At 72.0% G+C, this 25266-nt stretch carries 21 protein-coding genes; 7 read left to right on the top strand and 14 right to left on the bottom strand.

What is annotated here, in order from left to right; all coding sequences use genetic code 11:
* Positions 1-11 precede the first annotated feature (11 nt).
* Entirely contained in the window at positions 12-1277 is a 1266-nt protein-coding gene (gene mycP / locus ACIQTP_RS08785) for a type VII secretion-associated serine protease mycosin (RefSeq protein ID WP_403397706.1), read from the bottom strand.
* A complete protein-coding gene (locus tag ACIQTP_RS08780) occupies positions 1274-3112 on the bottom strand; it encodes a hypothetical protein (protein ID WP_403397704.1) in 1839 nt (612 codons plus the stop codon). The genes mycP and ACIQTP_RS08780 overlap by 4 nt, the downstream gene beginning before the upstream one ends.
* A 632-nt stretch (positions 3113-3744) precedes the next feature.
* Here ACIQTP_RS08780 and ACIQTP_RS08775 point away from each other — a divergent pair.
* The gene (locus ACIQTP_RS08775) at positions 3745-4947 is read left to right on the top strand and encodes an amino acid deaminase/aldolase (protein WP_403397702.1); all 1203 of its coding nucleotides are present in this window, start codon (positions 3745-3747) and stop codon (positions 4945-4947) included.
* 6 nt (positions 4948-4953) lie between these two features.
* Here the strand turns inward: ACIQTP_RS08775 and ACIQTP_RS08770 are convergent, their stop codons facing one another.
* The 5 genes from ACIQTP_RS08770 to ACIQTP_RS08750 form a co-directional block, all read right to left on the bottom strand.
* Positions 4954-5814 (bottom strand): DUF2510 domain-containing protein, encoded by an 861-nt coding sequence (locus ACIQTP_RS08770; RefSeq protein WP_403397700.1) that lies wholly within the window; start codon positions 5812-5814, stop codon positions 4954-4956.
* A gap of 28 nt (positions 5815-5842) precedes the next feature.
* Positions 5843-6013 (bottom strand): hypothetical protein, encoded by a 171-nt coding sequence (locus tag ACIQTP_RS08765; RefSeq protein WP_403397697.1) that lies wholly within the window; start codon positions 6011-6013, stop codon positions 5843-5845.
* A gap of 330 nt (positions 6014-6343) precedes the next feature.
* On the bottom strand, positions 6344-7144 hold the full coding sequence (locus tag ACIQTP_RS08760; protein WP_403397695.1) for a 3-oxoacyl-ACP reductase: 801 nt from the start codon (positions 7142-7144) through the stop codon (positions 6344-6346).
* Entirely contained in the window at positions 7141-8520 is a 1380-nt protein-coding gene (locus ACIQTP_RS08755) for an aldehyde dehydrogenase family protein (protein WP_403397692.1), read from the bottom strand. The genes ACIQTP_RS08760 and ACIQTP_RS08755 overlap by 4 nt, the downstream gene beginning before the upstream one ends.
* An 11-nt stretch (positions 8521-8531) precedes the next feature.
* Positions 8532-9902 (bottom strand): glutamine synthetase family protein, encoded by a 1371-nt coding sequence (locus ACIQTP_RS08750; RefSeq protein WP_403397690.1) that lies wholly within the window; start codon positions 9900-9902, stop codon positions 8532-8534.
* Between the two features lie 77 nt (positions 9903-9979).
* Between ACIQTP_RS08750 and ACIQTP_RS08745 the strand changes: the two genes are divergently transcribed.
* Complete coding sequence (locus tag ACIQTP_RS08745; protein WP_168490137.1) at positions 9980-10717, top strand: FadR/GntR family transcriptional regulator; 738 nt, start codon at positions 9980-9982, stop codon at positions 10715-10717.
* Between the two features lie 72 nt (positions 10718-10789).
* Positions 10790-11506, top strand: a complete 717-nt coding sequence (locus ACIQTP_RS08740) for a gamma-glutamyl-gamma-aminobutyrate hydrolase family protein (protein WP_403397687.1) — start codon at positions 10790-10792, stop codon at positions 11504-11506.
* On the opposite strand, the gene ACIQTP_RS08735 is transcribed toward ACIQTP_RS08740, so the two are convergent.
* Positions 11475-12440: a phosphotransferase gene (locus ACIQTP_RS08735; RefSeq protein WP_403397684.1), complete on the bottom strand. Its 966-nt coding sequence runs from the start codon at positions 12438-12440 to the stop codon at positions 11475-11477. The genes ACIQTP_RS08740 and ACIQTP_RS08735 overlap by 32 nt on opposite strands.
* A 454-nt stretch (positions 12441-12894) precedes the next feature.
* A complete protein-coding gene (locus ACIQTP_RS08730) occupies positions 12895-13827 on the bottom strand; it encodes a LysR family transcriptional regulator (protein ID WP_403398140.1) in 933 nt (310 codons plus the stop codon).
* A gap of 94 nt (positions 13828-13921) precedes the next feature.
* Here ACIQTP_RS08730 and ACIQTP_RS08725 point away from each other — a divergent pair, with 94 nt between their 5' ends.
* Positions 13922-15046: a TDT family transporter gene (locus ACIQTP_RS08725; RefSeq protein WP_403397681.1), complete on the top strand. Its 1125-nt coding sequence runs from the start codon at positions 13922-13924 to the stop codon at positions 15044-15046.
* 105 nt (positions 15047-15151) lie between these two features.
* Here the strand turns inward: ACIQTP_RS08725 and ACIQTP_RS08720 are convergent, their stop codons facing one another.
* The gene (locus tag ACIQTP_RS08720) at positions 15152-15340 is read right to left on the bottom strand and encodes a winged helix-turn-helix transcriptional regulator (protein WP_403398138.1); all 189 of its coding nucleotides are present in this window, start codon (positions 15338-15340) and stop codon (positions 15152-15154) included.
* A 143-nt stretch (positions 15341-15483) separates the two neighbouring features.
* Between ACIQTP_RS08720 and ACIQTP_RS08715 the strand changes: the two genes are divergently transcribed.
* Together ACIQTP_RS08715 and ACIQTP_RS08710 are read left to right on the top strand one after the other, a co-directional pair.
* Positions 15484-16593 carry a PP2C family protein-serine/threonine phosphatase gene (locus tag ACIQTP_RS08715; protein WP_403397679.1) on the top strand — a complete coding sequence of 370 codons (1110 nt, stop codon included), beginning with the start codon at positions 15484-15486 and terminating at the stop codon, positions 16591-16593.
* A 111-nt stretch (positions 16594-16704) separates the two neighbouring features.
* Complete coding sequence (locus ACIQTP_RS08710) at positions 16705-17697, top strand: aldo/keto reductase (RefSeq protein WP_403397676.1); 993 nt, start codon at positions 16705-16707, stop codon at positions 17695-17697.
* Positions 17698-17933: 236 nt separating this feature from the next.
* Here the strand turns inward: ACIQTP_RS08710 and ACIQTP_RS08705 are convergent, their stop codons facing one another.
* The 4 genes from ACIQTP_RS08705 to ACIQTP_RS08690 all read right to left on the bottom strand — a co-directional run bounded on the left by ACIQTP_RS08705 (position 17934) and on the right by ACIQTP_RS08690 (position 24006).
* Positions 17934-18719, bottom strand: coding sequence for a helical backbone metal receptor (locus tag ACIQTP_RS08705; protein WP_403397674.1), 786 nt, complete (start codon positions 18717-18719; stop codon positions 17934-17936).
* A gap of 52 nt (positions 18720-18771) precedes the next feature.
* Positions 18772-19353 (bottom strand): helix-turn-helix domain-containing protein, encoded by a 582-nt coding sequence (locus ACIQTP_RS08700; RefSeq protein ID WP_403397672.1) that lies wholly within the window; start codon positions 19351-19353, stop codon positions 18772-18774.
* A gap of 971 nt (positions 19354-20324) precedes the next feature.
* Positions 20325-22934 (bottom strand): ABC transporter permease/substrate binding protein, encoded by a 2610-nt coding sequence (locus ACIQTP_RS08695; protein WP_403397669.1) that lies wholly within the window; start codon positions 22932-22934, stop codon positions 20325-20327.
* Positions 22927-24006, bottom strand: coding sequence for a glycine betaine/L-proline ABC transporter ATP-binding protein (locus ACIQTP_RS08690; RefSeq protein WP_403397667.1), 1080 nt, complete (start codon positions 24004-24006; stop codon positions 22927-22929). Before ACIQTP_RS08690 ends, ACIQTP_RS08695 begins: the two co-directional genes overlap by 8 nt.
* 122 nt (positions 24007-24128) lie before the next feature.
* On the opposite strand from ACIQTP_RS08690, the gene ACIQTP_RS08685 reads away from it, so the two are divergent.
* Complete coding sequence (locus tag ACIQTP_RS08685) at positions 24129-25061, top strand: 5'-3' exonuclease H3TH domain-containing protein (RefSeq protein ID WP_403398136.1); 933 nt, start codon at positions 24129-24131, stop codon at positions 25059-25061.
* Positions 25062-25266: the final 205 nt, after the last annotated feature.

The following is a 25266-nucleotide window of genomic DNA, read 5'->3' as shown; positions in this document are numbered from 1 at the left end:
GCCCCGCGCCCCTAAAGGGGCACGTCGCCCGACGCGTCCTGCCCCGAGAACCTGCGGCCTCGCCACAGGATCACCGACGCGGCCAGCAGGACCACGCCCGCGCCGCCCGCCGCCGGGCCCACCCAGCCGGACGGCTGGTTGTCGCCCGGGGCGGCGTCGGGGCCCGTACCGAAGTACTTCTTGCCGTACGCCGCCGCGTGGGTACTGTCCGGCCTGAGGCGGCCGGCGGCCTTGATGGCCGCCGCGGGGTCGATGAAACCGAAGCCGCGGGAGTCGTCGCGGCCGCCGCTGGGGGCGTTGCGGGCGGTGTCCTCCAGGAGCTTCTTGATCTGCGCCGGGGACAGGCCCGGATGGGCCGCCTTGATGAGCGCGACCGCGCCGGAGACGAACGCGGAGGCGGCGCTGGTGCCCCAGCCCTCGTAGTACTTGTCGTCCGGGTCGGCGATGACGACGTCGACGCCGGGGGCGCTGACGGTGGCGTACCAGCGGCGGGTGGAGAACGAGGCGTGGGTGCCGTTCTGGTCGACGGCCGTGGCCGCGATCACGCCCGGGTAGGCCGCCGGGTACGAGATGTGGTCGCCCTTCTCACCGCCGTTGCCGGCCGAGGCGACGACGACCGCACCCTTCTTCAGGGCGTACTGGACGGCCGCGTCCTCGGCGGGCTCGGGATGGGCGGACTTGGAGTCGTCGCCGAGGGAGAGGTTGATGACGTCGGCGCCCTGGTCGGCGGCCCAGCGGATGCCCTCGGCGAGGGCGTTGCCACGGGTGTTGCGGGCCCTCGTGCGGGCCGAGTCGCCGTCTTCGAGGATGACGCGGACGGGGAGGATCTTCGCCTCGGGGGCGATGCCCAGGACTCCGTCGCCGTTGCCGACGCCGTGCCCGTGACCGGCGATGATCCCGGCCATCGCGGTGCCGTGCCGGGCCCACGCGCGGTCACCGCGCTGCGCCCCGAAGCCGACCATGTCCTTTCCGGCGAGGACGTTGCCGACCAGGTCCGGATGCTGGTCGTCGACGCCCGTGTCGAGGACCGCGATCGTGATGCCCTGGCCCTTCGTGGTGCGCCAGGCCTGCTGGGTGTGCATCGCGTCGAGGGCCCACTCCTGGGCGCGTATGCCGTCGGCGTGCGCGGCGGTGGACGGGAGCAGGGCGAGGGAGGCGGCCAGCAGGACGCTCAGGGCTCCGGCCCTCCGAGCGGCCCTGTGGGATGCCTTACGGGCGTCCTTGTGGGTGGTGGCCCTGCTGGTGGTGGCCCTGCTGCCGGCGGCCTTGCGGGTCATGACGGCTTCTCCGTGGCCGATCCGACGGTTTTGCGCAGGCTGCGCTCGATGCGGTCGGCGAGGCCCTGTGCGTCGTGGCCCAGGCCCGCCTGGGCCGGAGCCGTGGTCGCACCGGGCTTGATGGCGTCCGCGGCGGGCTGCGGGGCGGTGACGATACGGCCGTCGGCGAAGCCGGAGACGGCGTAGACGACCACGGGGGCGTCGGTGAGCACCGACACCGTCCAGGACGCGCGCTGGGCGTCGCCGAACCCGGCGGCGACGGTGCCCCTGGCGGCGTACGGACGGGGCATCAGATCGGTGCGCCGGCCGAGGCCTTCCTGCTGGAAACGGTTCTTCAGCGCGGTCATGGCCGCCGGGTCCGCCTTGGTGAACAGCAGTCCCACGGTGGTGACCTGGCTGCGGGTCGCGTCCGTGTAGGTGGCGCGCAGCAGCCGCAGACAGCCGGCCGGGGCGAGCGCCTTGCTCAGGAGCGGATCGAAGGCGTTCGCGCAGCCGCTGTCCGGGGCGACGGCGAGTCGGGTCCAGGTGCGGTCGGCGCCGCCGGGGCCCGCGCCCTGGCCCTGCACGGTGGGCGGGAAGAGCTGGTCCACGGGCACGCTGTGCCACAGGCTTCCGGCCGCCACGAAGGCGCTGTGCGCACCGTCCGCGCCCGTGCCGTCGCCGGTCAGCCAGCTTCCGGCCGCCGCGCCGCCAATGAGGCCGAGGCCCAGCACGACGCAGGCGGCGGCCGCTGCCGCCCGGGGCCGGGTGCGCGCGCCGACGTGGCGCGGGCGCTTGGTGTCGTCGTAGGTCTCGGGCTCCGCGAACGACACGTACGGGCGTGCCGTGCCGGGGGCCGGGCTCGCGGGGGCGGGTGGTTCGACGGGCCGCTCCGCGGGGATGGGGCGCAGCCGCGTGGTCGTCTCCGTGATCCCGTCCTCGGGTACCGGGGTCCGCCGGGCCGGGCCGGGGTGCGGCACGCCGGGGTGCCGACCGGTCGGCGGGGCGTCGGGAAAGCGGGCGGAGGCCGGGGGCGGGGGCGGGGACGCGGGGGTGGTGCGCCGGCCGGGGAAGCGGGGGCGCGTCGGCTCGTGGTGCGGGGGCTCCGGGGTGTCGGCGGCACCCGGCGCCTGCGAGGGCGTCGTACCGGCGGAGGCCGGCTCCGCCGACGGTTTCGGGTCGTGCGAGAGCCGGAAGGGGCGCGCCGCCCGGGTACCGCCGGCGCCCGGGCGCGCGATGACATCGCCGGAGGCGTCGGAGGTCTCACCTGAGCGCGAGACCGCGTCCGCGGGGGAACCGGCCGACACCGGCCGCTGGGAACCACCGCCCGCGCGGGGCGCCCCGGCAGCGGAAGCGTCGGGCGGCAACGGAGTACGGGACTCGCCGCCCGGACGCGGGGTCCCGGCAGTGGACGAGCCCGGTGACCGGGAGGCGGCGCCCGCGCGGGGCGGCGTCATGGCGTCGTCCGCCGGGGACGGGCGGCTCTGCCGGGGTGCGCGCGCGGCGGGGGCGTCAGCCGTGGTGGGCCGCTCCGCCGGGCGGCGCGGGGCGCCTTCCGGGAGCAGGTCCCCGGAGTCGGGAAGCGTCCAGGACTCGCCTGCTACGGACGGGTCCGTCCGGCGGGGCCTCGGGGCGGTGGCCGCAGGCGGTTCCTGCGGGCTCGGCAGCGACCAGGGCTCGCCGCCCACGGGCGGCTCGGCCGGGCGCGGCCGCCAAGTGGCGCCCGAGGGCAGGTACTTCGGGCGGGGCGGCACCGCGTCCCCGCCCACGGGGGACTGCTCGGGCAGCGGCGGGGTCGCCGGACGCGGCGGCGTGACGCCCCCCGCGGGCGGCGCTTCGGGCCTCTGCGGGGGCACCGGGCTCCCACGCCCGGGAGACCTCTGCGGCCTCGGTGTGGCCGTCGGACGGGACGGCGCACCGCCCCCGCTCCTCGGGGACCGTTCGGGCCGAGGCGGGGTCGCCGACCAGGAGGGCACGCCCTCCCCGTTCGCCGGAGACCGTCCGGGCTGTGGCGGGGTCGCCGGGCGGGAGGGCGAGGAGCCGGTGCGGCCCTCCGCGGGAGGCGGTGGGGTGTCCTGCGCGGGAGACGCTGCCCCCTCGGGGGAACCTGTCCCCTCGGGCGTCTCTCCCGGTGACCGTGCCGGGCGGGGTGGGGTGGCCGGGCGTGGCGGGATGGAGGCGCGGCGCGCTTCCGTGCTCATGCACCCCCCGTTTCCTCGTACCCGGGCTACCGACCCGGCCCGGAATCCACCGGGCCGCTCACGTGTACGGAAGAAACCACCTCGGCGACTCACCCGTCACGAGCACCCATACCCGTACCGACGGACCGTCATCCCGGGCACGACCCGCCCGGACAAGGTCGTTCCTCCCTGCGTGCGCGTCACTCTACGGGTTGACGTGGGCAGGGAGAGAACCAGTCCGCGTGCCCGGGGCATCTGCCCGGAACATCCCCCTACCCTGCGGTAATCGAGTCTGGCAGGCTTCGGTCATGACTGCCCGCGCCGCAGACCGGGCCCGCTACGACCGGGCCACCGCTCATCTCGACGCCCCTCTCGCGATCGTGGATCTGGAGGCCTTCGACGCGAACGCGGACGATCTCGTCCGCAGGGCCGGCGGCAAGCCGATCCGGGTCGCCAGCAAGTCGGTGCGCTGCCGCGCCCTCCTGGAGCGCGTCCTGGAGCGGGACGGTTTCGCGGGGATCATGTCCTTCACCCTGGCCGAGTCGATCTGGCTGGCCCGTTCCGGCTTCGACGACATCCTGCTCGCCTACCCCTCGGCGGACACCCAGGGCTTCGCCGAGCTGACCTCCGACCCCAAGCTCGCCGCCGCCGTCACCGTCATGGTCGACGACCCCGCCCAGCTCCGCCTGATCGACGAGGCCCGCCGGGGCGGCACCGAAGTGGTGCGTGTCTGCCTGGAGTTGGACACCTCCCTCAAGCTGCTCGGCGGCCGGGTGCGGGTCGGGGCGCTGCGCTCGCCGCTGCACTCGCCCGCCCAGGTCGCCGACCTGGCCCGCGCCGTGGTCCGCCGGCCCGGGTTCAAGCTGGTGGGGATCATGGCGTACGAGGGTCATGTCGCGGGCGTCGGTGACGCCGTCGCGGGGCGGCCCTTGCGGTCGCGTGCGGTCAGGCTCATGCAGGCCACCGCCCGCAAGGAGCTCGCACGGCGGCGCGCCGAGGTGGTCCGCGCCGTACGGGCCGTGGAGCCGGACCTCGAGTACGTCAACGGCGGCGGGACGGGCAGTGTGCAGCACACGGCCGCGGAGGACGCGGTCACCGAGATCGCGGCGGGCTCCGGGCTGTACGTTCCGCGGCTGTTCGACAACTACACGTCGTTCAGCGGACGTCCGGCCGCGCTCTTCGCGCACCCGGTGGTACGCAGACCGGGCGTCGGGGTCGTCACGGTGCTCGGCGGCGGCTACCCGGCCTCGGGCGCCCCGGGCCCCGACCGGCTGCCTGTCCCCTTCCTGCCGGAAGGCCTGCGGTACGACCCCCAGGAGGGCCCCGGCGAGGTGCAGACGCCGCTGCTCGGCGCCCCGGCGGACGACCTGCTCATCGGCGACAAGGTGTGGTTCCGGCACGCGAAGGCCGGGGAGCTGTGCGAGCGGTTCGACGCACTGCACCTGATCGAGGGCGAGGCGGTGACGGCGACCGTCCCGACGTACCGGGGAGAGGGCCAGACCTTCCTGTAGCCGGACTCACCGCGTGCCCGCCGGCCGGATCCCCTGGGTGATCCGGTCCATGTCGGTGAGCGGCGGCCCGTCCGCGCCCGCGTCGAACACGAAGCGGACGATGACGAGGGCCCGCGAGCCCACGCCGGAGGGGAACGCCAGGGACTCGACGTAACCCCCGGGTCCCACCCCCGTCTTCACCTGCCAGCGCACGAGGTATCCGACGCCGCCCGCGACGGCGACCGGGCTCACCCGCAGCTGCCGGTGGGACGTGACGCCGTGGAAGGGCCGGTTGTCGAGGAGGTCGCGGTCGTACGCGGCGTTCGCGGCGTCCGCGATGTCGTGCTCGGCGAGGACCTTCGGGGACCTCTCGTCGTTCGCGGTGACGGTGCGCGAGATGACGCGCCCGTGCCGGCACAGACCGGGGTCGCCCGGGCAGTCGTAGGTACCGGGAGTGGTCATCATGACGTCGTCCTCGGCGACGTCCTGGGCGCGGACCCAGCCGTCGAACAGCGGCAGGGCGATGCCGTTGAGCTCGTCCACGACGACGGACGGGTCGGCGGAGGAAGGGCCGGCCGGGGAGCCGGTGGTCTGCGCGGGTGCGGTGGGCGGGGCGGTCCGTGTCGCCGCGGCGCCCCCGCCCCCGCCCTCCCGGCCGAGCACGAAGGCGCCCGTGACGATCGAGGTGACCAGGACGACTCCGGCGGTGACGAGCGCCACGGCCTTGGCACGGCCGGAACCGCCGACGACGGGCTGCGGCGGTGCCGGGGGCACTTGGGGTGCCTCGGGTCCTCGCCGGTGGTCCGTCCAGGCGGTGCCGTCCCACCAGCGCTCGACGAGCGGGTACGAGGGGTCGCGGTACCAGCCGGGCGGAGGCGTCATGCTCATTCCGGCACTCTAGGGCGCGCCCCGAACATCAGTACACGGGTGCTCGGTGGACGGTGTCCTTCTGGTCGGGTACGACCGAACCGTCGTCCCGGAGGACGGCTTCCTTGCCGCCGCCGCCGGTCGCGGTGCGGCCGCTGGTCGCGCACGGGTACGGCGCCGGCCCGCGCGGCAGCGGCCCGATGAACATCGCGTTGATCACCCGGCGGCCGTCGGCGTCGTCGTACCGTCCGCCCGACGGTAGGTCCGCAAGGGGACTCGCGTGGCACCCACAGTCAGCGCACCGATCTCGTCGTGCCCCGGGGCGGCCCGCCGGGGGGATCTGCCCCGCTCGGGTGCCTCGCTCGTCGATCGCCTGTTGCAGGTGGGCGCGGTTGTCGCCGTACCCACGCGCGCGAAGCCGTGGGCGGTCGGGACGGGGGCCGGACGAGGCGGGTGGCGCGGCCGCCAGGGTGGCGGCCGCGACCAGGGTCCACGCGAAAGTGACACGAACGGATCGATGTCGCCCGGGACGTGCCTGCACCGGGGCGATCTACAGGGGCGTGACGTACGCGCCCGAGATCCCCCCGTCCACCAGGAAGTCGGCGGCGTTCACGAAGGAGGAGTCGTCGCTGGCGAGGAAGGCGACCGCCGCGGCGATCTCCTCGGCCTCGGCGAACCGGCCGACGGGGATGTGGACGAGCCGGCGTGCGGCCCGCTCGGGGTCCTTGGCGAACAGTTCCTGGAGCAGCGGGGTGTTGACCGGCCCCGGGCACAGGGCGTTGACGCGGATGCCCTCGCGGGCGAACTGGACGCCCAGTTCACGGGACATGGCCAGCACACCGCCCTTGGAGGCCGTGTACGAGATCTGCGAGGTGGCCGCGCCCATCCGGGCCACGAAGGAGGCCGTGTTGATGATGGAGCCCTTGCCCTGGCGCCGCATGTAGGGGATCGCGGCCTTGCAGCACAGGTAGACGGAGGTGAGGTTGACCTCCTGGACGCGCTTCCAGGCCTCCAGGCCGGTTTCCAGGATGGAGTCGTCGTCGGGCGGCGAGATGCCCGCGTTGTTGAAGGCGATGTCGACGGAGCCGTAGGTGTCGAACGCCGTCTTGAAGAGCGCCTCGACCTGCTCGGGGTCGGTGACGTCGACCTTGACGAAGATCCCGCCGACCTCGTCGGCGGCGGCCTTGCCGCGGGCGTCGTCGACGTCGCCGCAGACGACGTGGGCACCCTCGGAGGCGAGCCGGCGGGCGGTGGCGAGACCGATGCCGCTGCCGGCGCCGGTGATGACGGCGGTGCGGCCGACGAGGCGTCGGCAGATGATTTCTTCGGTGCCTGCGGTGGCTTCGGTCACTGTGCGGGGCCCTCCGTGCTGATGAAGACGTTCTTGGTTTCGGTGAAGGCGGTGAGCGCGTCCGGGCCCAGTTCGCGGCCGATCCCCGACTGCTTGAAGCCGCCGAAGGGGGTCCAGTAGCGGACGCTGGAGTGGGAGTTGACGGACAGGTTCCCGGCGCGGACTGCCTGGGAGACGCGCAGGGCGCGGCCGACGTCACGGGTCCAGATGGAGCCGGAGAGGCCGTACTCGGTGGCGTTGGCGAGCCGGATCGCGTCCGCCTCGTCCTCGAAGGGCAGGACGACGGCGACGGGGCCGAAGACCTCCTCGACGGCCACACGCGCGTGGGGCTCGACATCGGTGAGGACGGTGGGCGGGAACCAGAAGCCGGGGCCTTCGGGGGCCTTGCCGCGGATGCCGGGGGTGTCGGCGGGGACGTACGAGCGCACGCGCTCCAGCTGCACCCGGGAGATCAGCGGGCCCATCTGCGTCTGCTCGTCGGAGGGGTCGCCGACGACGACGGACTCGATCGCCGGGGCGAGGAGGTCGACGAAGCGGTCGTAGGCGGAGCGCTGGACGAGGATGCGGGTGCGGGCGCAGCAGTCCTGGCCGGAGTTGTCGAGGAAGGCCATCGGAGCCGCCGCGGCGGCGGCCTCGATGTCGGCATCGGCGAAGACGATGTTGGGGCTCTTGCCGCCGAGTTCGAGGGTGACGCGCTTGAGCAGGGCCGAGCCCTTCGCCAACACCTGTTTGCCCACAGCCGTTGACCCGGTGAACACGATCTTCGCGACACCGGGGTGCTCGACGAGCGCGTTGCCCGCGACCGGGCCGTGGCCGGGGAGTACCTGGAAGAGCCCCTCGGGCAGACCGGCCTCCAGAGCCAGCTCGGCCAGCCGGAGCGCCGTCAGGGGGGTCGTCTCGGCGGGCTTGAGGATGACCGCGTTGCCGGCCGCGAGCGCCGGGGCGGTGCCCCAGGCCGCGATCGGCATCGGGAAGTTCCAGGGCGCGATGACGCCGACGACGCCGAGCGGTTCGAGGATGGTCACGTCGAGGCCGCCCGGGACCGGGATCTGGCGGCCGGTGAGCCGCTCCACTCCCCCGGCCGCGTAGTCGAGCAGGTCTCGGACGTTGCCCGCCTCCCAGCGGGCGTTGCCGACCGTGTGCCCGGCCTCGCGCACCTCCAGCCGGGCGAGTTCCTCCAGGTGTGCGTCGACGGCGGCCGCGAAGCGGCGCAGCAGGCGGGCGCGGTCGGCGGGCGGGAGGGCCGCCCACTTCGTCTGGGCCCGCGCGGCGCGTACGACGGCGGCGTCCACGTCGGACGCGGTGGCGGCCGGGACGGTGGCGAGGACCTCCTCGGTGGCCGGGTTGAGTACCTGGAGATCGGGCTCGTTCGACAAGGAAGGACCTCTCACATGCGTTCGAAGGAGCGGCGCAGCTCCCAGTCGGTCACCGCGGCGTCGAAGGCTTCCAGCTCGACGCGGGCCATGTTGCGGTAGTGCGCGACCACCTCGTCTCCGAAGGCGGCCTTGGCGATGGGGCTGTTCTCCCAGAGCTCGGCGGCCTCGCGCAGGGTGGTGGGCACGTGCGCGTACTCGGCGGTGTACGCGTTGCCCGTGCACGGCTCCGGCAGTTCCAGCTTCTGTTCGATGCCGTACAGGCCGGCCGCGACGAGCCCGGCGACGGCCAGGTGCGGATTGACGTCACCGCCGGGCAGCCGGTTCTCGAAGCGCATCGAGCGGCCGTGGCCGACGACGCGGAGCGAACAGGTGCGGTTGTCGTATCCCCAGGCGACGGCGGTCGGCGCGAAGGAACCGGGCTGGAAGCGCTTGTAGGAGTTGATGTTGGGCGCGTAGAGGAGCGAGAAGTCGCGCAGGGCGGCCAGCTGCCCGGCGAGGAAGTGCCGCATGACGTCGGACATGCCGCCCGGGTCCTGCGCCGAGCCGGCCATCACGTTCGTGCCGTCCGCGTCCGTGAGCGAGAGGTGGATGTGACAGGAGTTGCCCTCGCGCTCGTTGTACTTCGCCATGAAGGTGAGCGAGACGCCCTCCTGGGAGGCGATCTCCTTGGCGCCGGTCTTGTAGATGGCGTGCTGGTCGCAGGTGACGAGGGCTTCGTCGTACTTGAAGGCGATCTCGTGCTGGCCGGGGTTGCACTCGCCCTTGGCGGACTCGACGGTCAGCCCCGCGGCCTGCATCTCGTTGCGGATGCGGCGCAGCAGCGGCTCGATGCGCCCGGTTCCGAGGACCGAGTAGTCGATGTTGTACTGATTGGCCGGGGTGAGCCCCTTGTAGCCCGCGTCCCAGGCCTGCTCGTAGGTGTCCTTGAAGACGATGAACTCGAGCTCGGTGCCGACCTGGGCGGTGTAGCCGAGTGCGGCGAGGCGGTCGAGCTGGCGGCGCAGGATCTGGCGGGGCGCGGCCACGACCGGGGAGCCGTCGTTCCAGACGAGGTCGGCGACGAGCAGGGCGGTGCCCTCGTTCCACGGCACCCGCCGTAGGGTGCTGAGATCGGGGCGCATGGCGAAGTCGCCGTAGCCCCGGTCCCAGGAGGACATGGCGTATCCGTCGACCGTGTTCATCTCGGTGTCGACGGCGAGGAGGTAGTTGCAGCCCTCCGTGCCGTGCTCGAGGACCTCGTCGAGGAAGAAGCGCGCGGCGAACCGCTTGCCCTGGAGCCGCCCCTGCATGTCGGGGAAGGCCAGGACGACGGTGTCGATCTCGCCGCCCGCGACGAGGGCGTGCAGCTCCTCGACGGCGAGCGGGGGTGTGCGGTCTGCCACCGGAAAAGCCTCCTTGGGTCAGCCGAGAGCCATAAGGTATTGCGGAGAACCATTGCTTGGGAAGGGGGCACGACCAGATGACGCGGGCGGAAGCCGACGGTGGTGCGGACGACCGGCTGACGCCGGTGCTGCGGCCGGTGCGGGCGGGCAACGGTTTCGAGGAGGCGTTGGAGCAGATCCTCCAGGTGGTCCGGCTGGGGCTGGTGCCGGGCGGCGGACGGCTGCCCGCGGAGCGGGAGCTGGCGGAGCGGCTGGGGATCAGCCGGGTGACGCTGCGCGAGGTGCTGAAGGTGCTCCAGGACCAGGGTCTTGTCGAGTCGCGGCGCGGACGGTACGGCGGCACGTTCGTGGTGCCGAGGGCCGAGACCCCCGGCGAGGACGAGCTGCGGCGCCGGTTCGCCGAGGTCGACATCGAGGACGTGCTGCGCTTTCGTGAGGTGCTGGAGGTGGGGGCGGCGGGGCTGTGCGCGACGCACGGACTCTCCCCGGAGCAGGCCGAGCGGCTGCGCGAGGCGCTGGCCCGCACGCACGAGGCGCCGCTGGCGGACTACCGGCGCCTGGACACCCTGCTCCACCTCACCCTCGCCGAGCTGAGCGGTTCGCCGTCGCTGACGGCCCAGTACGCGGCCGTCCGCGCCTCCGTCAACGACCTGCTCGACTGCATCCCCCTCCTGGTCCGCAACCTCGAGCACTCCCAGCGCCAGCACACCGCGCTGGTCGAGGCGGTGCTCGACGGGGACGCGGACGGCGCGCGGGAGATGATGCGGGAGCACTGCGCGGGGACGGCGGCGCTCCTGCGGGGCTTCCTGGCGTGAGCCGTCTGCCGGTACCGTACGAAGACTTCAAAGGTATGACTGCATTCCATTGGATCCGGTAGGGAGCGCGGCATGGGAGGTAGGGGCGGCGTGGACAGTGTGGACAGTGTGAGCAGACCGCTGATCGGCGTGAGTACGTATCTGGAGGCCGGGGCGCGCTGGGGAGTGTGGGAGCTGGAGGCCGCGCTGCTGCCGGCCGGCTATCCGCGGCTCGTCCAGGCGGCGGGGGGTATCGCCGCGATGCTGCCGCCGGACGACCCCTCCCACGCCGCGTCGACCGTCGCCCGTCTCGACGGCCTCGTGATCGCGGGCGGCCCCGATGTCGACCCGGTCCACTACGGCGCCGAACGCTCCCCGCGGACCGGACCGCCGGCCGCCGCCCGCGACGCCTGGGAACTCGCCCTGATCGACGCCGCGTTGGCCGCCGACACCCCGCTCCTCGGCATCTGCCGGGGCATGCAGCTCCTCAACGTCGCCCTCGGCGGCACGCTCGTCCAGCACATCGACGGGCATGTGAAGGACGTCGGGGTCTTCGGGCCGCACGAGGTGACGCCGGTGGCGGGGAGTCTGTACGGGGATGTCGTGCCGGAGACCTGCGCTGTGCCGACGTATCACCACCAGGCGGTCGAACGCCTCGGAGAGGGACTGACGGCCTCGGCGCACGCGCTCGACGGAACGGTGGAGGCGATCGAACTCCCCTCCCCCCGCTGGGTGTTGGGTGTGCAGTGGCATCCCGAGATGGGCGAGGACCTGAGGGTCATGCGGGCGTTGGTGCGAGCCGCTTCCTGAGCCAGTCGAGGGCGGCGGCGCCCTGGGCGCGCTGGAAGGCGCGCAGGGTCGGCAGTCCCGGGGGCGAAGGCTGCCGGGACTGCCGGACGAAGTAGCCCGCGAGGGCCGCCAGGGTGGCGGTGACGCCGTCCGGGTCGGCGTCGCGGCCCAGCGGGTGGGTGGTGAACACCTCTTCCGGGTCGGGTCCGCCCTGGGCGCGGACGCACGGAAGCATCAGCAGCAGGTCAAACCACGGGGCGGCGCGCACGGCGTGCGGCCAGTCGACGAAGACGACCCTGCCGTCCTCCGTGAGCAGGACGTTGTCCGCGCGCAGGTCGGCGTGCGCGAGGGTGTCGCCGGTGGCGAACTCGGCCCACGGGGCGGAGAGTTCGGCGAGTTCACGCAGGTGCGCCGCGGCCCACGGGTCCAGGCCCTCACCCCCGTTGTCCCCGGAGTCGATGAGCTGCCGCCATCCCTGGAAGGCGTGGGCCAGGGACTGTGCGGCGGCCGGGGCGTCGAACGGTGCCGGCGTCAGGGCACGACCCAACTCCTCGACGGCGTCGAGCACGCGTCTGAACTCACCGTCCCGCCAGGGGACATGGGGCTGACGGCCCGCCACGTCCTCGAAGACCAGGGCGACCCAGGTGCCGTCGTCGTAGGTGCCGAGGAGCCTGGGGGCGGAGGTGTTCGGCGGGAGCGCGGAGGCGTTCTTCGCCTCCGTCCGGTGCAGGGAGGGGCTGTCGGGGTTCGTCTCTCCGCTGACCGCCTTCACGAACGCACGGCGGTGGTTCGTGGTGGTCACGCGGGCGGCGGCGCCTGGTGAGAAGCCACCCTCCTGCGTGAGGGCCGTCCGTACCGGCGCGCCGAGCAAGTCCGCGACGGCGTCCCGGAGCGTGCAAGGCAGTTCTTCCCAGGGAGTGCGCAAGCCCACGGCGGGCGGGGCGGTCGGAATCATGCCTCGCATCCTGCGGCGCCCCCGACCCCGACCGCCACCGATTACTCCGCCCCCTCACCCCCACATCGGCGCAGCGCCTTCAGAAGCGCGGCCAACCGGGCGACCAGCCCACACCCGAATCCGGGGCGCAGCCCCCGTCCCAGGGACGCGGGGAACTGCGCGACCAGCCCCCACCGGCTCACACCCCGAACAACCACGACCACACCGGAATCCGGGGCGCAGCCCCCGGTCCCAGGGACGCGGGGAACTGCGCGACCAGCCCCCACCGGCTCACACCCCAAACAACCACGACCACACCGGAATCCGGGGCGCAGCCCCCGTCCCAGGGGCGCGGGGAACTGCGCGACCAGCCCCCACCGGCCCGCAGCCGACGTACCCACCCGGGGGTCCGGGGGCGGAGCCCCCGGGAACGGGATGGGACGGGTAGGGGCGGCGGGGGCGAGAAAACGGCGGTCTACAAGCCTCGCGTCAGTGAGAGCAATTCGCGTGCCGGACCCGTGGGACGGTGGCCCGTGGGCCAGACCGCCCGGAGGGCCCGGCGGAGTTGGATGTCGGACAGCGGGATGCTCACCAGCCGATGGGCCGACAACTCCTCCCCGAGGGCCAGCTCACTCAGGACGGCGGGCCCCGCCCCACTCACCGCCGCCGCCTTCACCGCAGTCGTCGAGGAAAGCTCGATCAACGGCCGCGCCAACCCACCCAACGCCGCGTCGAGAACCTGCCGCGTACCCGACCCCTCCTCCCGGAGGATCAACGGCGTCGCGGCCAGCTCCGCCCCCGCGAGCGGCGCGCGACGCCGGGCCCACGGATGCCCCGGCGCCGTCACCACGATCAGCCGGTCGTGCGCGATGACCGTCGAGTCGAGGGCGGCCGGCACGGACAGCCCCTCCACGAAGCCGAGGTCCGCCTCGCCCGCGAGGAGACGTTCCGCGACGGCCGTCGAGTTGCCGGCGAGAAGCGACACCGCCGTGTCCGGCCGCTGCGCGCGCAGCGCGAGCAGCCACCCCGGCAGCAGATACTCGGCGATGGTCATGCTCGCCGCCACCCGAAGCCGTGAGTCCCGCCGGTCCCGCAACGCCTGCGCCCCCGCGTCGAACGCCTCAGCGGCCTCCACGACCCGCCGCGCCCAGTCCGTGACCAGGGCCCCGGCGTCCGTGAGCCGCGAGCCCCGGGGGGAGCGGTCGACGAGCGCGACGCCCAGTTGCCGTTCCATGGAACGGATCCGGCTGCTGGCCGCGGGCTGGGTGATCCCCAGTTCCCGCGCCGCCCGCCCGAGACTCCCGAGCCGCGCCACCGCGAGCAGCAGTTCCAGCGCCCCGAGGTCGGGCACCCGATGCGCGATCCCGACCGCGTCCCGTTCCGGTTCCCCCGACCGGCCACCCTCCATCGCTCCCTCAGCACTCACACCCATAAAGCCAGCTTATGCCCCCATAGACCCGTACTCCCTGGTGGGGACCCGGCGGGCGCGCGACCGTGGACGCATGGTCACCGCAGCCCAGCCCCTCCTGTCGAACCCCGCCGCCGAAGTCGGACGCCCGCGCGTCACCGCCGTCCGGTATCTCGGCCCGAACTGGTACGCCTCCGTCATGGGCACCGCCATCGTGGCCACGGCGGGCGCCGGACTCCCCGGCGACGTGCCGGGCCTGCGAACCGTCTGCACGGCAGTCTGGGCCCTCTCGGCCCTCATGCTCGTGACCCTGCTCGGCGCCCGTGCCCTGCACTGGACGCACCACCGCGACCAGGCCCGCGCCCACCTCCTCGACCCGGCCATGGCCCCCTTCTACGGCTGCCTGGCGATGGCCCTGCTGGCCGTGGGCGGCGGCGCCCTGGTCGTCGGCCGGGACTGGATCGGGACGCGGGCGGCGGTCGCCGTGGACGCCGTACTGTTCACCACCGGTACGGCCGTCGGTCTCGCCGCCGCCCTGGCCATCCCGTACCTGATGGTCGTACGCCACCGCATCCGCCCCGACCAGGCCACGCCCGTCTGGCTGCTCCCCCTCGTCGCGCCCATGGTGTCGGCCGCCCTCGGCCCGCTCCTCGTGCCCCACCTGCCCCCGGGCCAGCCCCGGGAGACCCTGCTTCTCGGGTGCTTCGCGCTGTTCGGGATGAGCCTGCTGGCCACCCTCGTGATGCTGCCGGTGATCTTCGCCCGGCTCATCACCGCGGGGCCGCTGCCGCTCGCGCTCACTCCGACGCTGTTCCTCGTGCTCGGTCCGCTCGGCCAGTCCACGACCGCGGTCGGCAAGTTCGCGGACTTCGCACCGGGCGTCGTGCCGGCCCCGTACGACCAGGGTTTCGGCATGCTCGCCGTCCTCTACGGCGTCCCTGTGCTGGGCTTCGCACTGCTGTGGCTGGGCCTCGCCGGCGCGCTGGTGGCGCGGGCCCGCCGACAGGGCATGGGGTTCGCGATGACCTGGTGGGCGTTCACCTTCCCGGTGGGGACCTGTGTCACCGGCGCCGAGGGCCTGGCCCGGCACACCGGACTGGCCGCGTTCGACTGGCTCGCGGTCGGCCTGTACGCGCTTCTCGTGGCCGCCTGGTGCGTGGCCGCCGTCCGCACCGCGCGCGGTCTGGTCAGCGGCGAGCTGCTCGCAACTCCCAAATAGATGTAACTCCGCCATGGACGGGCAGTTCCGACGCCGGCGTGCGCTCAGGCACATCAACCTCGGCCCCAGCCGCATTCGGCGACATCGCCCGCGGCGCTCTCGCCCTCATCGACCACTGGAAGTGAAAGCGTCCTGGTGGCGTCGGATCTCGGTGCGGTGTTCGGCGGACCAGGCAGCCAGGGGGTCGATGGCGGAGAGCAGGGAGGCGCCGAGGCCGGTGAGGGAATACTCGACGCGGGGCGGCACCTCCGCGTAGGCGGTGCGGTCTACCAGCCCGCTGCGCTGAAGGCGCAGGCCCCCGCGTCCTGAGCCCCGTATCCCCGGCGTGATCCGTACACGAGGCGCATCGACGGCGTGGGAACAACCTCATGGTGCGAGCCGTGACTCCCTGCTCGTATCGTGAAAGGGCAGACAGATGCACGGTGAGCGGGAAAATCATGGCAGAACCGGCGGTCGACTACGCGGCGGTGTTCCAGGCTCTTCCCGGAGCGGTGGCGCTGGTGACTCCGCAGCTGATCTTCGCGGACGCCAACGCGGAGTTCCTGCGCCTGCGGGGCCTCTCCCGCGAGCAATTGCTTGGTCGCTTCCTGCCCGATGACCGCCCCGAAAAGGACCCCGCCGAGCCTCTCCTGCTCAGAGTTCTGGCGTCACTGCGCCGGGCGGCGGACACCGGTGAGCGCAGCGTCGTAGTGCTGCAGCGCTACGACGTGGAGGACCACGACCAGCCCGGGGTATGGCACGAGCGGTATTTCAACATGACCAACATTCCCGTGTTCGGACCCGATGGGCGGGTGACGTTGCTGCTGCACCGGGTGGAGGACGTCACCGAACTCATCCGCGCCCGTGAAGTCGCGCTGACCTTGCAAGAAGCCATGTTGCCCGCTCCTCGCCCGGTCGGCCGGCACCCCGCGGCCGTTCGCTACCGGCCCGCCGCCGAAGCGCTGAATGTGGCCGGCGACTGGTACGACCTGGTCGACCTGCCCGGCGATCGCATAGCCGTGGCCGTCGGCGACGTCGTCGGCCACGGCCTGCCCGCGGCCTGCGTCATGGGACAACTGCGCAGCGCCCTCACCGCAGCGTCTCTGGACCCCGAAAGCCCCGCCCGCGCCCTGGAAGTCCTCGGGCTGTACGCCCGCACCATCGACGGCGCCGAGAACACCACCGTGGCCACGGCGTTCATCGACTGGGAGAACCACACCATCACCTACAGCAGCGCCGGTCACCCCCCACCGGCGCTCCTGCGGACGGACGGGACCGTCGAGTTCCTGGACCAGGCCACCGACCCGCCACTGGCCGCCCGTCCTCAACACGGCCCCCGGACCCAGGCTGTCGCAGCCTTCCGGGAGGGCGCCGTCCTCGTGCTTTACACCGACGGTCTGATCGAACGCCGCGGCGAGGACATCGACATGGGCCTCGCCCGGCTCGCCGACTCCCTGGCCCGCCACCAGGCGGACGACCCGGAAACCCTCGCCGACGCCGTACTCACCGACCTGATCCCACCCGGTGACGCCACCGACGACACCGCCCTGGTCATCGTGCGCCTGTGAACCTGGGCCGCCGTGTTCGCCCGCTCGGCGGCGGATATGTCACGTGGCGGCAGGCGCACGGCTCGCCGCCATCGACTAGAAGATCAGTCTCTATCAGGAAAGGCCATCCGCATGAAGAAGATCACCCTGGGTGGCGAGGGGCTCGAGGTCTCGCGTCTGGGCCTCGGCTGCATGGGCATGTCCGGGGGCTACACCGGCGCCGGCACCGACGACTCCGGGTCGATCGCCACGATCCACCGCGCCATGGAGCTGGGCGTCACCTATTTCGACACCGCCGAGATATACGGTCCGTACACGAACGAGGAACTGCTGGCGAAGGCGTTCGCCGGCCACCGCGACGAGGTGGTCATCGCCACCAAGTTCGGTCAGATCAACCACCTCGTGCCCGAGGAGAACGGGTTGCCGGTCCTCGGGCTGAACGGCACCCCCGAGAATGTGCGGCGGTCGGTCGAGGGCTCGCTGCGACGCCTGAACACCGACTACATCGACCTCTACTACCAGCACCGGACAGACCCGGGGACGCCGATCGAGGACACGGCCGGGACGCTTTCCGAGCTGATCGAGGAAGGCAAGATCCGCCACTACGGGCTGTCGGAGGCGGCGCCCGCCACCATCCGGCGTGCGCACGCCGTGCACCCGGTGACCGCCCTCCAGACCGAGTACTCGCTGTGGACGCGCGACCCCGAGGCCGAAGTGCTCCCCACCGTGCGCGAGCTCGGCATCGGCTTCGTGCCCTACTCGCCGCTCGGCCGCGGCTTCCTCACCGGCACGATCCGCTCGCTCGACCAGCTCGACGCCGACGACTGGCGCCGGTCCAACCCGCGCTTCGAGGGGGACAACTTGGAGGCGAACATCCGGATCGTGGAGCAGGTGGACGACGTCGCCGAACAGCTCGGCGCGACGCCCGCTCAGGTTGCGCTCGCGTGGCTGCTCGCGCAAGGCGACGACATCGCGCCCATCCCCGGCACCCGCCGGGTCGCCAACCTGGAGCAGAATCTGGTGGCGGACGAGCTGGTGCTCTCGGCCAAGCAGCTGGAGCGGCTGTCCGAGGTGGCGGCGCCGGTCGGGGACCGGTACGCCGACATGAGCCGCATCAACCGGTAGTCCACGCCCGCGCGCAGCGGTCCCGGCTCGCGTGAGCCGGGGCCCTCCGTCTGGGGCATGCACACACTGAAACGTGTCGAGGTCCCCCGGATCCACGCCGTTCAGGGCGAGTTGAAGCGGCTCAGAACTCAGCTGGAGCCGCATGCGCCACGCGCCAACCTCACAGGTCAGCGGGGGCCCCGTGGTGCATCACCTGAGCTTCCCAGGCTGAGGTTCTGGCATCTGGCAGCCTCCACTCATGGTCGACTCGGAGCTTGCGCAGGCCCCGCTCGCAGCGCCGCGCTGAGCAGGCTCGGCGCTTGCGCCAGCGACGGGCCGTACCAGGTCAGCAGGCGGCCGTCGACGAGCGCGCAGGGCACGCCCTCGAACGCCTCGGGTCCGTCGTCGGCGGTGAAGCGGTACGGCTCGTCGGGCAGGACCACGAGATCGGGGGCCGCCGCCCGGAGTTCGGGGAGCGGGACACGGGGGTAGCGGTCGGCGTGGTGGGCGTACGCGTTGTCGACGCCCAGGCGGGCCAGGACGTCCCCGGCGAAGGTGTCCCGGCCGAGGACCATCCAGGGGCGCCGCCAGATCGGCACGATCGCGGTCCTACGGCGGTCGGGAGCGGGTACCCGCGCCCATGCGGCCTCCGCCTCGTCCAGCCAGCGGGGGCGGCTTTGCGCGCCGCACGCGCCCAGCACCCGCGCCAGCTCGCGGAAGGCCCCCTGCACCTCGCGGACCTCCGTGACCAGCACCTCGATCCCCGCCTCCCGCAAGGCCGTCAGGTCGGGCTCGCGGTTCTCCTCCTCGTTGGCGATCACCAGGTCCGGAGCGAGTCGTACGATCCGGTCCACCGCGGGGTTCTTGGTGCCGCCGACGCGCACGACGTCGAGGTCCGGCGGACGGCTGCACCAGTCGGTCGCGCCGACCAGGGCCCCGGGGACGGTGACGGCCACGGCCTCGGTGAGCGAGGGCACGAGGGAGACGACACGCACTCCGGCGGGCCCGCCGGGCAGGGCGGGAGGTCTTGTCTCGGGCGACATGTCACCCAGTATCCCAGCGGCTCGCGATCGTGGCGGCCCACGCGGGAACGGCTCAGCGCTTGCCGAAGGTCTGGCGGTCCTCCACCGCCTCGATGTGGTCGGCGACCTCGACCACGACCACCCGGGTGTCCGGCACGGTCGCCCGCCACCGGTGGCGCACCCCGCCGGTGAGGTAGAGCGTGTCGCCGCGCCCCAGGCGGTGGGCGCGGCCCTCCGCCTCGACCTCGACGGCGCCGTCGGCGACGTACATCAACTTGTCGTTGCGGTGCTGGAGTTCGCGGCCCTCCTCGTGGTCGCCGGTGAACTCCGTGGCGTGCAACTGGTGGTGACCGCGCACCAGGGGGCGCATATGGGCTTCGGGAGTGAACTCGGCGCCCAAGTCGGCGCGCACGACATCGACACTGCACGCCGGGTCGGCCGCCGCGAGCAGCTCGACGGCGGTGGTGCCCAGTGCGTCGGCGACTCTCTCCAGGGAGCTACGGCTGGGCCGGGCCCGTTCGTTCTCGACCTGGCTGAGGAAGGGCACCGACAGGCCACTGCGCTCGGCCACGACGGCGAGCGTGAGCTCCAGTGCCCGGCGCCGCCGCCGGACGGCCGCACCCACCCGAAGGGGCTGTTCTTTGTGGTCGCCCATCGCTCCGGCTCCCTCCCACGCGTCGTCGGTCCAGTGCTTCGGTCTGCTGCTTCGGCTGCCGCTCAGGCTGCTGCTTCGGCGTGCAACTTCTGATGAGTTGTTTGCACCCTACGCATGTTCGGCAAACCGTTTCATGCACCCGTCACATCGCTGACACATCGGAGGAGGGTGAGGGCCACAATTCGCGCCAATAGACGAGTTGCCCCGACTCCCCCGGCGCAGCACCCTCCCACGGAACGAAAGGGCTGACCAGCGGGGCCGGATGCCCCTTTGGATCGGTGAGCGGGTTCACGGAGGGATCGGCGAAGGCGCGACTGCCGTCGTGGGTGCGGATGGTCAGCCGATCAGCCCGCCCGGTCGTCGGATCATAGGCGTACGTCCGTCACCTCCCGAGGCCTGGCCGTCATTGCTGACTTTCCGTCAAAATTAGTCTGATGGAGCCGAGTTGGAGAAGCACACGGTCTCCGATGTCGCCGCGCGCACCCCAGGACCCCAGGGCGCGGAACGGCCGCCGGTCGGGGGTTGCCTGCCAGGTCGTGAAGTCCTTGACACGGGCGCGGAGTTCACGGTCGGTGCCGCGGCGTGCCCGGTGGTGACCGGTGAGCTCGGCCGTGCCGCCGGGCACGGAGGTGATGTCCGCATGGCCCTCGGCGCGACGCGTGAGGGTGCGCGACGCGTCAAACGCGTGGGCGCGTTCCCGGACAGCAGGGCGTCCAGATCGGCGAAGCCGCGTACGGCGATGTGGTTGTCCGGATCCTTCTCGTACGCCAGTACGTAGCCACTGGTGTCGTCGGTCGCGAGTGCGGGCCGGAACAGGGGGCGCACGAAGATCTCACAGGAACGAGCGGACCGGGAGCGCCGGGCGTACGGACGAGACCGGGCTCCGGAAACGCCGAAAGGGGTGGCTGTCGGTCGCACGGGTCACGGAACCCGTACGACCGACAGCCACCCCTCGCCGAACGCCCTTGCGGCTACTGCGGCGTCATCCGCTCCACCACGTCCGGGTGCTCCTTCAGCCATGCGGCGACTGCCGCCTCCTCATGGCCCTGGCCGCGCTGCTTGACCTCGCTCTCCAGGGTGCCGAGCTCGGACTCGCTCATCCTGAAGTTCTTGATCCACTTGGTGAGCTGCGGGTACCGCTCGGGGAACTTCTTGCTGGAGATGGTCCGGATCGTGTTCCCCTCGCCGAAGAGCTTCTTGTCGTCGGCGAGCTTGGTGAGCTTGTACTCGCTGTACGCCCAGTGCGGGGACCACAGGACGACGGCGACCGGCTGCTTCTTGGCGTACGCGCGCTTCAGCTCGGCCAGCATCGCGGGCGTGGAGCCGTCGACGACCTTGTACTCCTTGTCCAGGCCGTAGCCCGGAAGGACCTTCGTCTTCAGGAGGTTCATCTCGCCGGTGCCCGGCTCGATACCGATGATCCGGCCGCCGAAGGTGCCCGCCTTGCCCTTGAGGTCCGCGAGGGACTTGACGTCCTTCACGTACGAGGGCACGGCGATCTCCAGCGAGGTCGGCCGGTACCAGGTGCCCAGGTCTCTCAGGTCGTTCTTGTGCTGGTCCCAGTAGTTCGACTGGGCGTACGGCAGCCAGGCGTCGAAGTTGAGGTCCAGGTCGCCGGAGGCGAGGCCGGTGTAGACGGGGCCGACGTCCATCTGCTTGAGGTTCAGCGTGTAGCCGCGCCGCGCCAGGACGTTCTTCCAGAGGTAGGTGACGGCGACGTCCTCGTCCCAGGGGAACCAGGCCACGTCCAGCGGGCGCTTCGTCTCGGCGGCGGCCGCGGAGTTCTTGACCGGGGCCAGCTTGTCGACGACTCCGGGGTTCCGCTTCAGCCAGGCGCGCACGGCGTCCTGCTGCTTGCCCTTGCCCACCTTGTTGATCTCCGCCTCGAGACCGGTGAGCTGCTTCTCCGTCATCCTGAAGTTCTTCAGCCACTTCCCGACGACCGGGTTGTCCTGCGCGAAGCCCTTGCGGGAGAGCGTGTGCACGCCGTCGCCCTTGCCCCAGGCGCCCTTCGGGTCCTTGAGCTTCTTCAAGTCGTAGTCGCTGTAGGCCCAGTGCGGCGACCAGAGGGTGACGACGACCGGCTGCTTCTTGGCGTACGCGCGCTTCAGCTCGGCCAGCATCGCGGGCGTGGAGCTGTCGACGACCTTGTACTCCTTGTCGAGGCCGTACGCCTTGAGAACCTTGCTCTTGAGCAGGCTCATCATTCCGGCGCTGGACTCGATGCCGGTGATCTTGCCACCGAAGGTGCCGGCCTTGCCCTTGAGGTCCGCCAGGGAGTCGATGCCCTTCATGTACGAGGGGACGCTCAGCTCCAGCGAGGTGGGGCCGTACCAGGAGCCAAGGTCGTCGAGCTTGCTGCCGTACTTCGTCCAGTACTGCTCGTGGGTGGTCGGCAGCCAGGAGTCCGTCTCGAAGTCGATGTCGCCCTCGGAGAGGGAGGTGTACAGCGGGCCCGCGTCGAACTGCTTGGTGTCGACCTGGAAGCCGCGTTCCTCGAGGATCTCCTTCCACAGGAAGGTGGAGGCGACGCCCTCGTCCCACGGGATGTAGCCGATGGTGATCTTCTTGCCCTGGCCGACGTTCCGGCCGTCGGCCGCGGTGGACGTCGAGTTGGTCCCGCCGAACATGCCCATGCCGCCCGCGACCAGCGCGAGGACGACGACACCGATGACGGCGACGGCCGCGCGCGGGCGGTAGGACCAGATCTTCAGGCCCTGCGCGGCGCGCAGTTTGGCGGCGGCGCGGCGGCCGAGCGGGGAGACCTGGGTGCCCAGGGCGCTGGTCATGCGGTCCAGGTAGATCGCCAGGATGACGATGGCGACGCCCGCCTCGGAGCCGAGGCCGACGTTCAGCTGCCCGATGGCCTCGTTGACGTCGCCGCCGAGGCCGCCGGTGCCGACCATGCCCGCGATGGCGGCCATGGACAGGCCGAGCATGATGACCTGGTTGACGCCCGCCATCACCGTGGGCAGCGCGAGCGGCAGCTGGATGCGCAGCAGGGTGTCGCGGGGCGTGGTGCCGAACGCGTCGGCGGCCTCGACGAGTTCCTTGTCGACCTGGCGGATGCCCAGCTCGGTCATGCGGACGCCGGGCGCCAGCGCGAAGATCAGGGTGGCCACGATGCCGGCCGGGGCGCCGGTGCCGAAGAACAGGATCGCCGGGATGAGGTAGATCATCGCGGGCAGCGTCTGCATGAAGTCCAGCACCGGGCGGACGATGCCGCTGACCCGGTCGGAGCGCGCCGCCCAGATGCCCACGGGTACCGACACGACGAGTGCGATGAGCGTCGCGACGAGGACCAGCGAGAGGGTCACCATCGCGTCCTCCCACAGTTCGAGGGAGTCGATGAACGCGAATCCCACGAAGGTGAGGACACCGGCGGAGGTGCCCCGCAGCCAGAACGCGATCACCGCGAAGATGCCCGCGAGGAGGAGCGGTTCGGGGGCCTGGAGGACGGCGTCGATACCGTCGTAGGTGCCCTGGAAGACGGTCTTGAAGAAGTCGAAGAGCCACGCCATGTGGTTCAGCAGCCAGTCGACGGCGCTGTTGACCCAGTCACCGAAGGGAATCCTAGGCACCGGCCGTCACCGCCTCGTCCCGAGGGCTGGCACAACGGGCGGGGGTCCCCTGCTCGTCGCCGAGGAAGGCGACGAGGCGCTGCGAGGGCACGACGCCGACGAGTTCGCGTCGCTCGTCGAGCACCGCCACCGGGTGCGTGAGGCGGGCGCTGATCGCGCAGAGGTCCACGAAGGGGGTGTCGCGCGTGGCGGTCTCGCAGTCGCAGTCCGCCTCGTCGCCGCGTACGTCGGTGTCCATGACGGCCCCGGCGGTCAGGACCCGGGAGCGGTCGACGTCCTGAGTGAAGGAGGCGACGTAGTCGTTCGCGGGACGGACGAGGATGTCCTCGGCGGTGCCGGTCTGGACGATGCGGCCGTCGCGCATGACGGCGATCCGGTCGCCGAGGCGCATGGCCTCGTTGAGGTCGTGGGTGATGAAGACGATGGTCTTCTTGAGCTTCTTCTGGAGCTCGATCAGCTGGTCCTGCATGTCACGGCGGATCAACGGGTCCAGCGCGCTGAACGACTCGTCCATCAGCAGCAGATCGGCGTCGGTGGCGAGCGCGCGGGCCAGGCCGACGCGCTGCTGCATACCGCCGGACAGCTCGTCGGGCCACGACTTCTCCCAGCCGGCGAGCCCGGCCAGTTCCAGGGCCCTGGTGGCGCGTTCCTTGCGCTCGGCGCTCGGCACGCCCTGGACCTCCAGGCCGTAGGCCGCGTTCTCCAGGACGCTGCGGTGCGGGAAGAGCGCGAAGTGCTGGAAGACCATGCTGATCTTCTTCGAGCGGACCTCGCGCAGCGCGCGGGCGCTGAGCGCGGTCAGGTCCTGACCGTCGAAACGCACCTGGCCCGCGGTGGGCTCCAGGAGTCCGTTGAGCATGCGCAGGAGGGTGGACTTGCCGGATCCGGACAGGCCCATGACGACGAAGATCTGGCCGGGTTCCACCGTGAAGGAGGCGTCGATCACGGCGGCCGTGGTGCCGTCGGCGCGCAGCTCCTCGCGGTCGGCTCCCTGACGGAGCCGCTCCACCGCGGCGTCGGGTCGTCTCCCGAACACCTTGTACAAATGCTCGGCCTCAAGCCTGGATGACACGTGTGCCTCTCGATCGGACAGTGGAAAAAGCAAACCGGGGTTTTCCCGGTGCCGCGCCTGCCCTCACTTACACGGAGCAAACACAGGAGTGGTCCAGGTCACTGTCAGTGGCGTACGGCATGATGCGAGGCGTGACCAGACGCCTGATGCTGCTCGACACCGCTTCCCTGTACTTCCGGGCCTACTTCGGGGTCCCCGACTCGGTGAAGGCCCCCGACGGCACGCCCGTGAACGCCGTGCGCGGGCTGCTCGACTTCATCGACCGGCTGGTCAAGGACCACCGCCCCGACGATCTGGTGGCCTGCATGGACGCGGACTGGCGCCCGCAGTGGCGGGTCGACCTGATCCCCTCGTACAAGGCGCATCGCGTCGCCGTGGAGACCGAGGCCGGCCGTCCTGACGAGGAGGAGGTGCCGGACACGCTCTCCCCGCAGGTACCGGTCATCGAGGAGGTCCTCGACGCGCTGGGCATCGCGCGCGTGGGGGTCGAGGGGTACGAGGCGGACGACGTGATCGGCACCTTCACGGGGCGCGCCGACGGCCCGGTCGACATCGTCACCGGCGACCGGGACCTCTACCAACTCGTCGACGACAAGCGGGGGGTGCGCGTCCTGTATCCCCTCAAGGGTGTGGGCACGCTCCAGCTCACCGACGAGGCCTGGCTGCGCGAGAAGTACGGGGTAGGCGCTTCCGGATACGCGGATCTGGCGCTGCTGCGCGGCGACCCGAGCGACGGTCTGCCGGGGGTGCCGGGGATCGGCGAGAAGACGGCGGCCAAGCTGCTCGACCAGTTCGGCGACCTGGCCGCAATCATGGCGGCGGTCGACGATCCGAAGGCGAAGCTGACGCCTTCTCAGCGCAAGCGGCTCGACGAGTCGCGGCCGTATGTCGCGGTCGCGCCCAAGGTCGTACGGGTCGCCGGTGACGTCCCCCTGCCGGACGTCGACACGGCGTTGCCGCACGCGCCGCGCGACCCGGCCGCGCTGGAGGCACTGGCCGCGCGCTGGGGTCTGGGCGGGTCGCTGCAACGGTTGCTCACCACGCTCGGCGAGTGAACGGGAACGGGTGAACGGGAGCTGGTGAACGGGAGCGAGCGAGAGTGTCGTTCTCACTCGAAAGAGTGGCATTCTCGATTTAGGGTAGCCTTACTCGCAGCGCAGGGCTCAACCCCGGCTAACGCGCGACTCAAGCCCTGGCATGGGGGGCTCATGGGCTTCTCACACGGGGGGTGTTAACTAGGAGAGAGGTGCTAACTTAGGT

It is taken from the genome of Streptomyces sp. NPDC090798, from assembly GCF_044768965.1.
Classification (GTDB): domain Bacteria; phylum Actinomycetota; class Actinomycetes; order Streptomycetales; family Streptomycetaceae; genus Streptomyces.
Note: the sequence above shows the minus strand (reverse complement) of the source record. Positions and strands in the feature narration are given on the sequence as shown.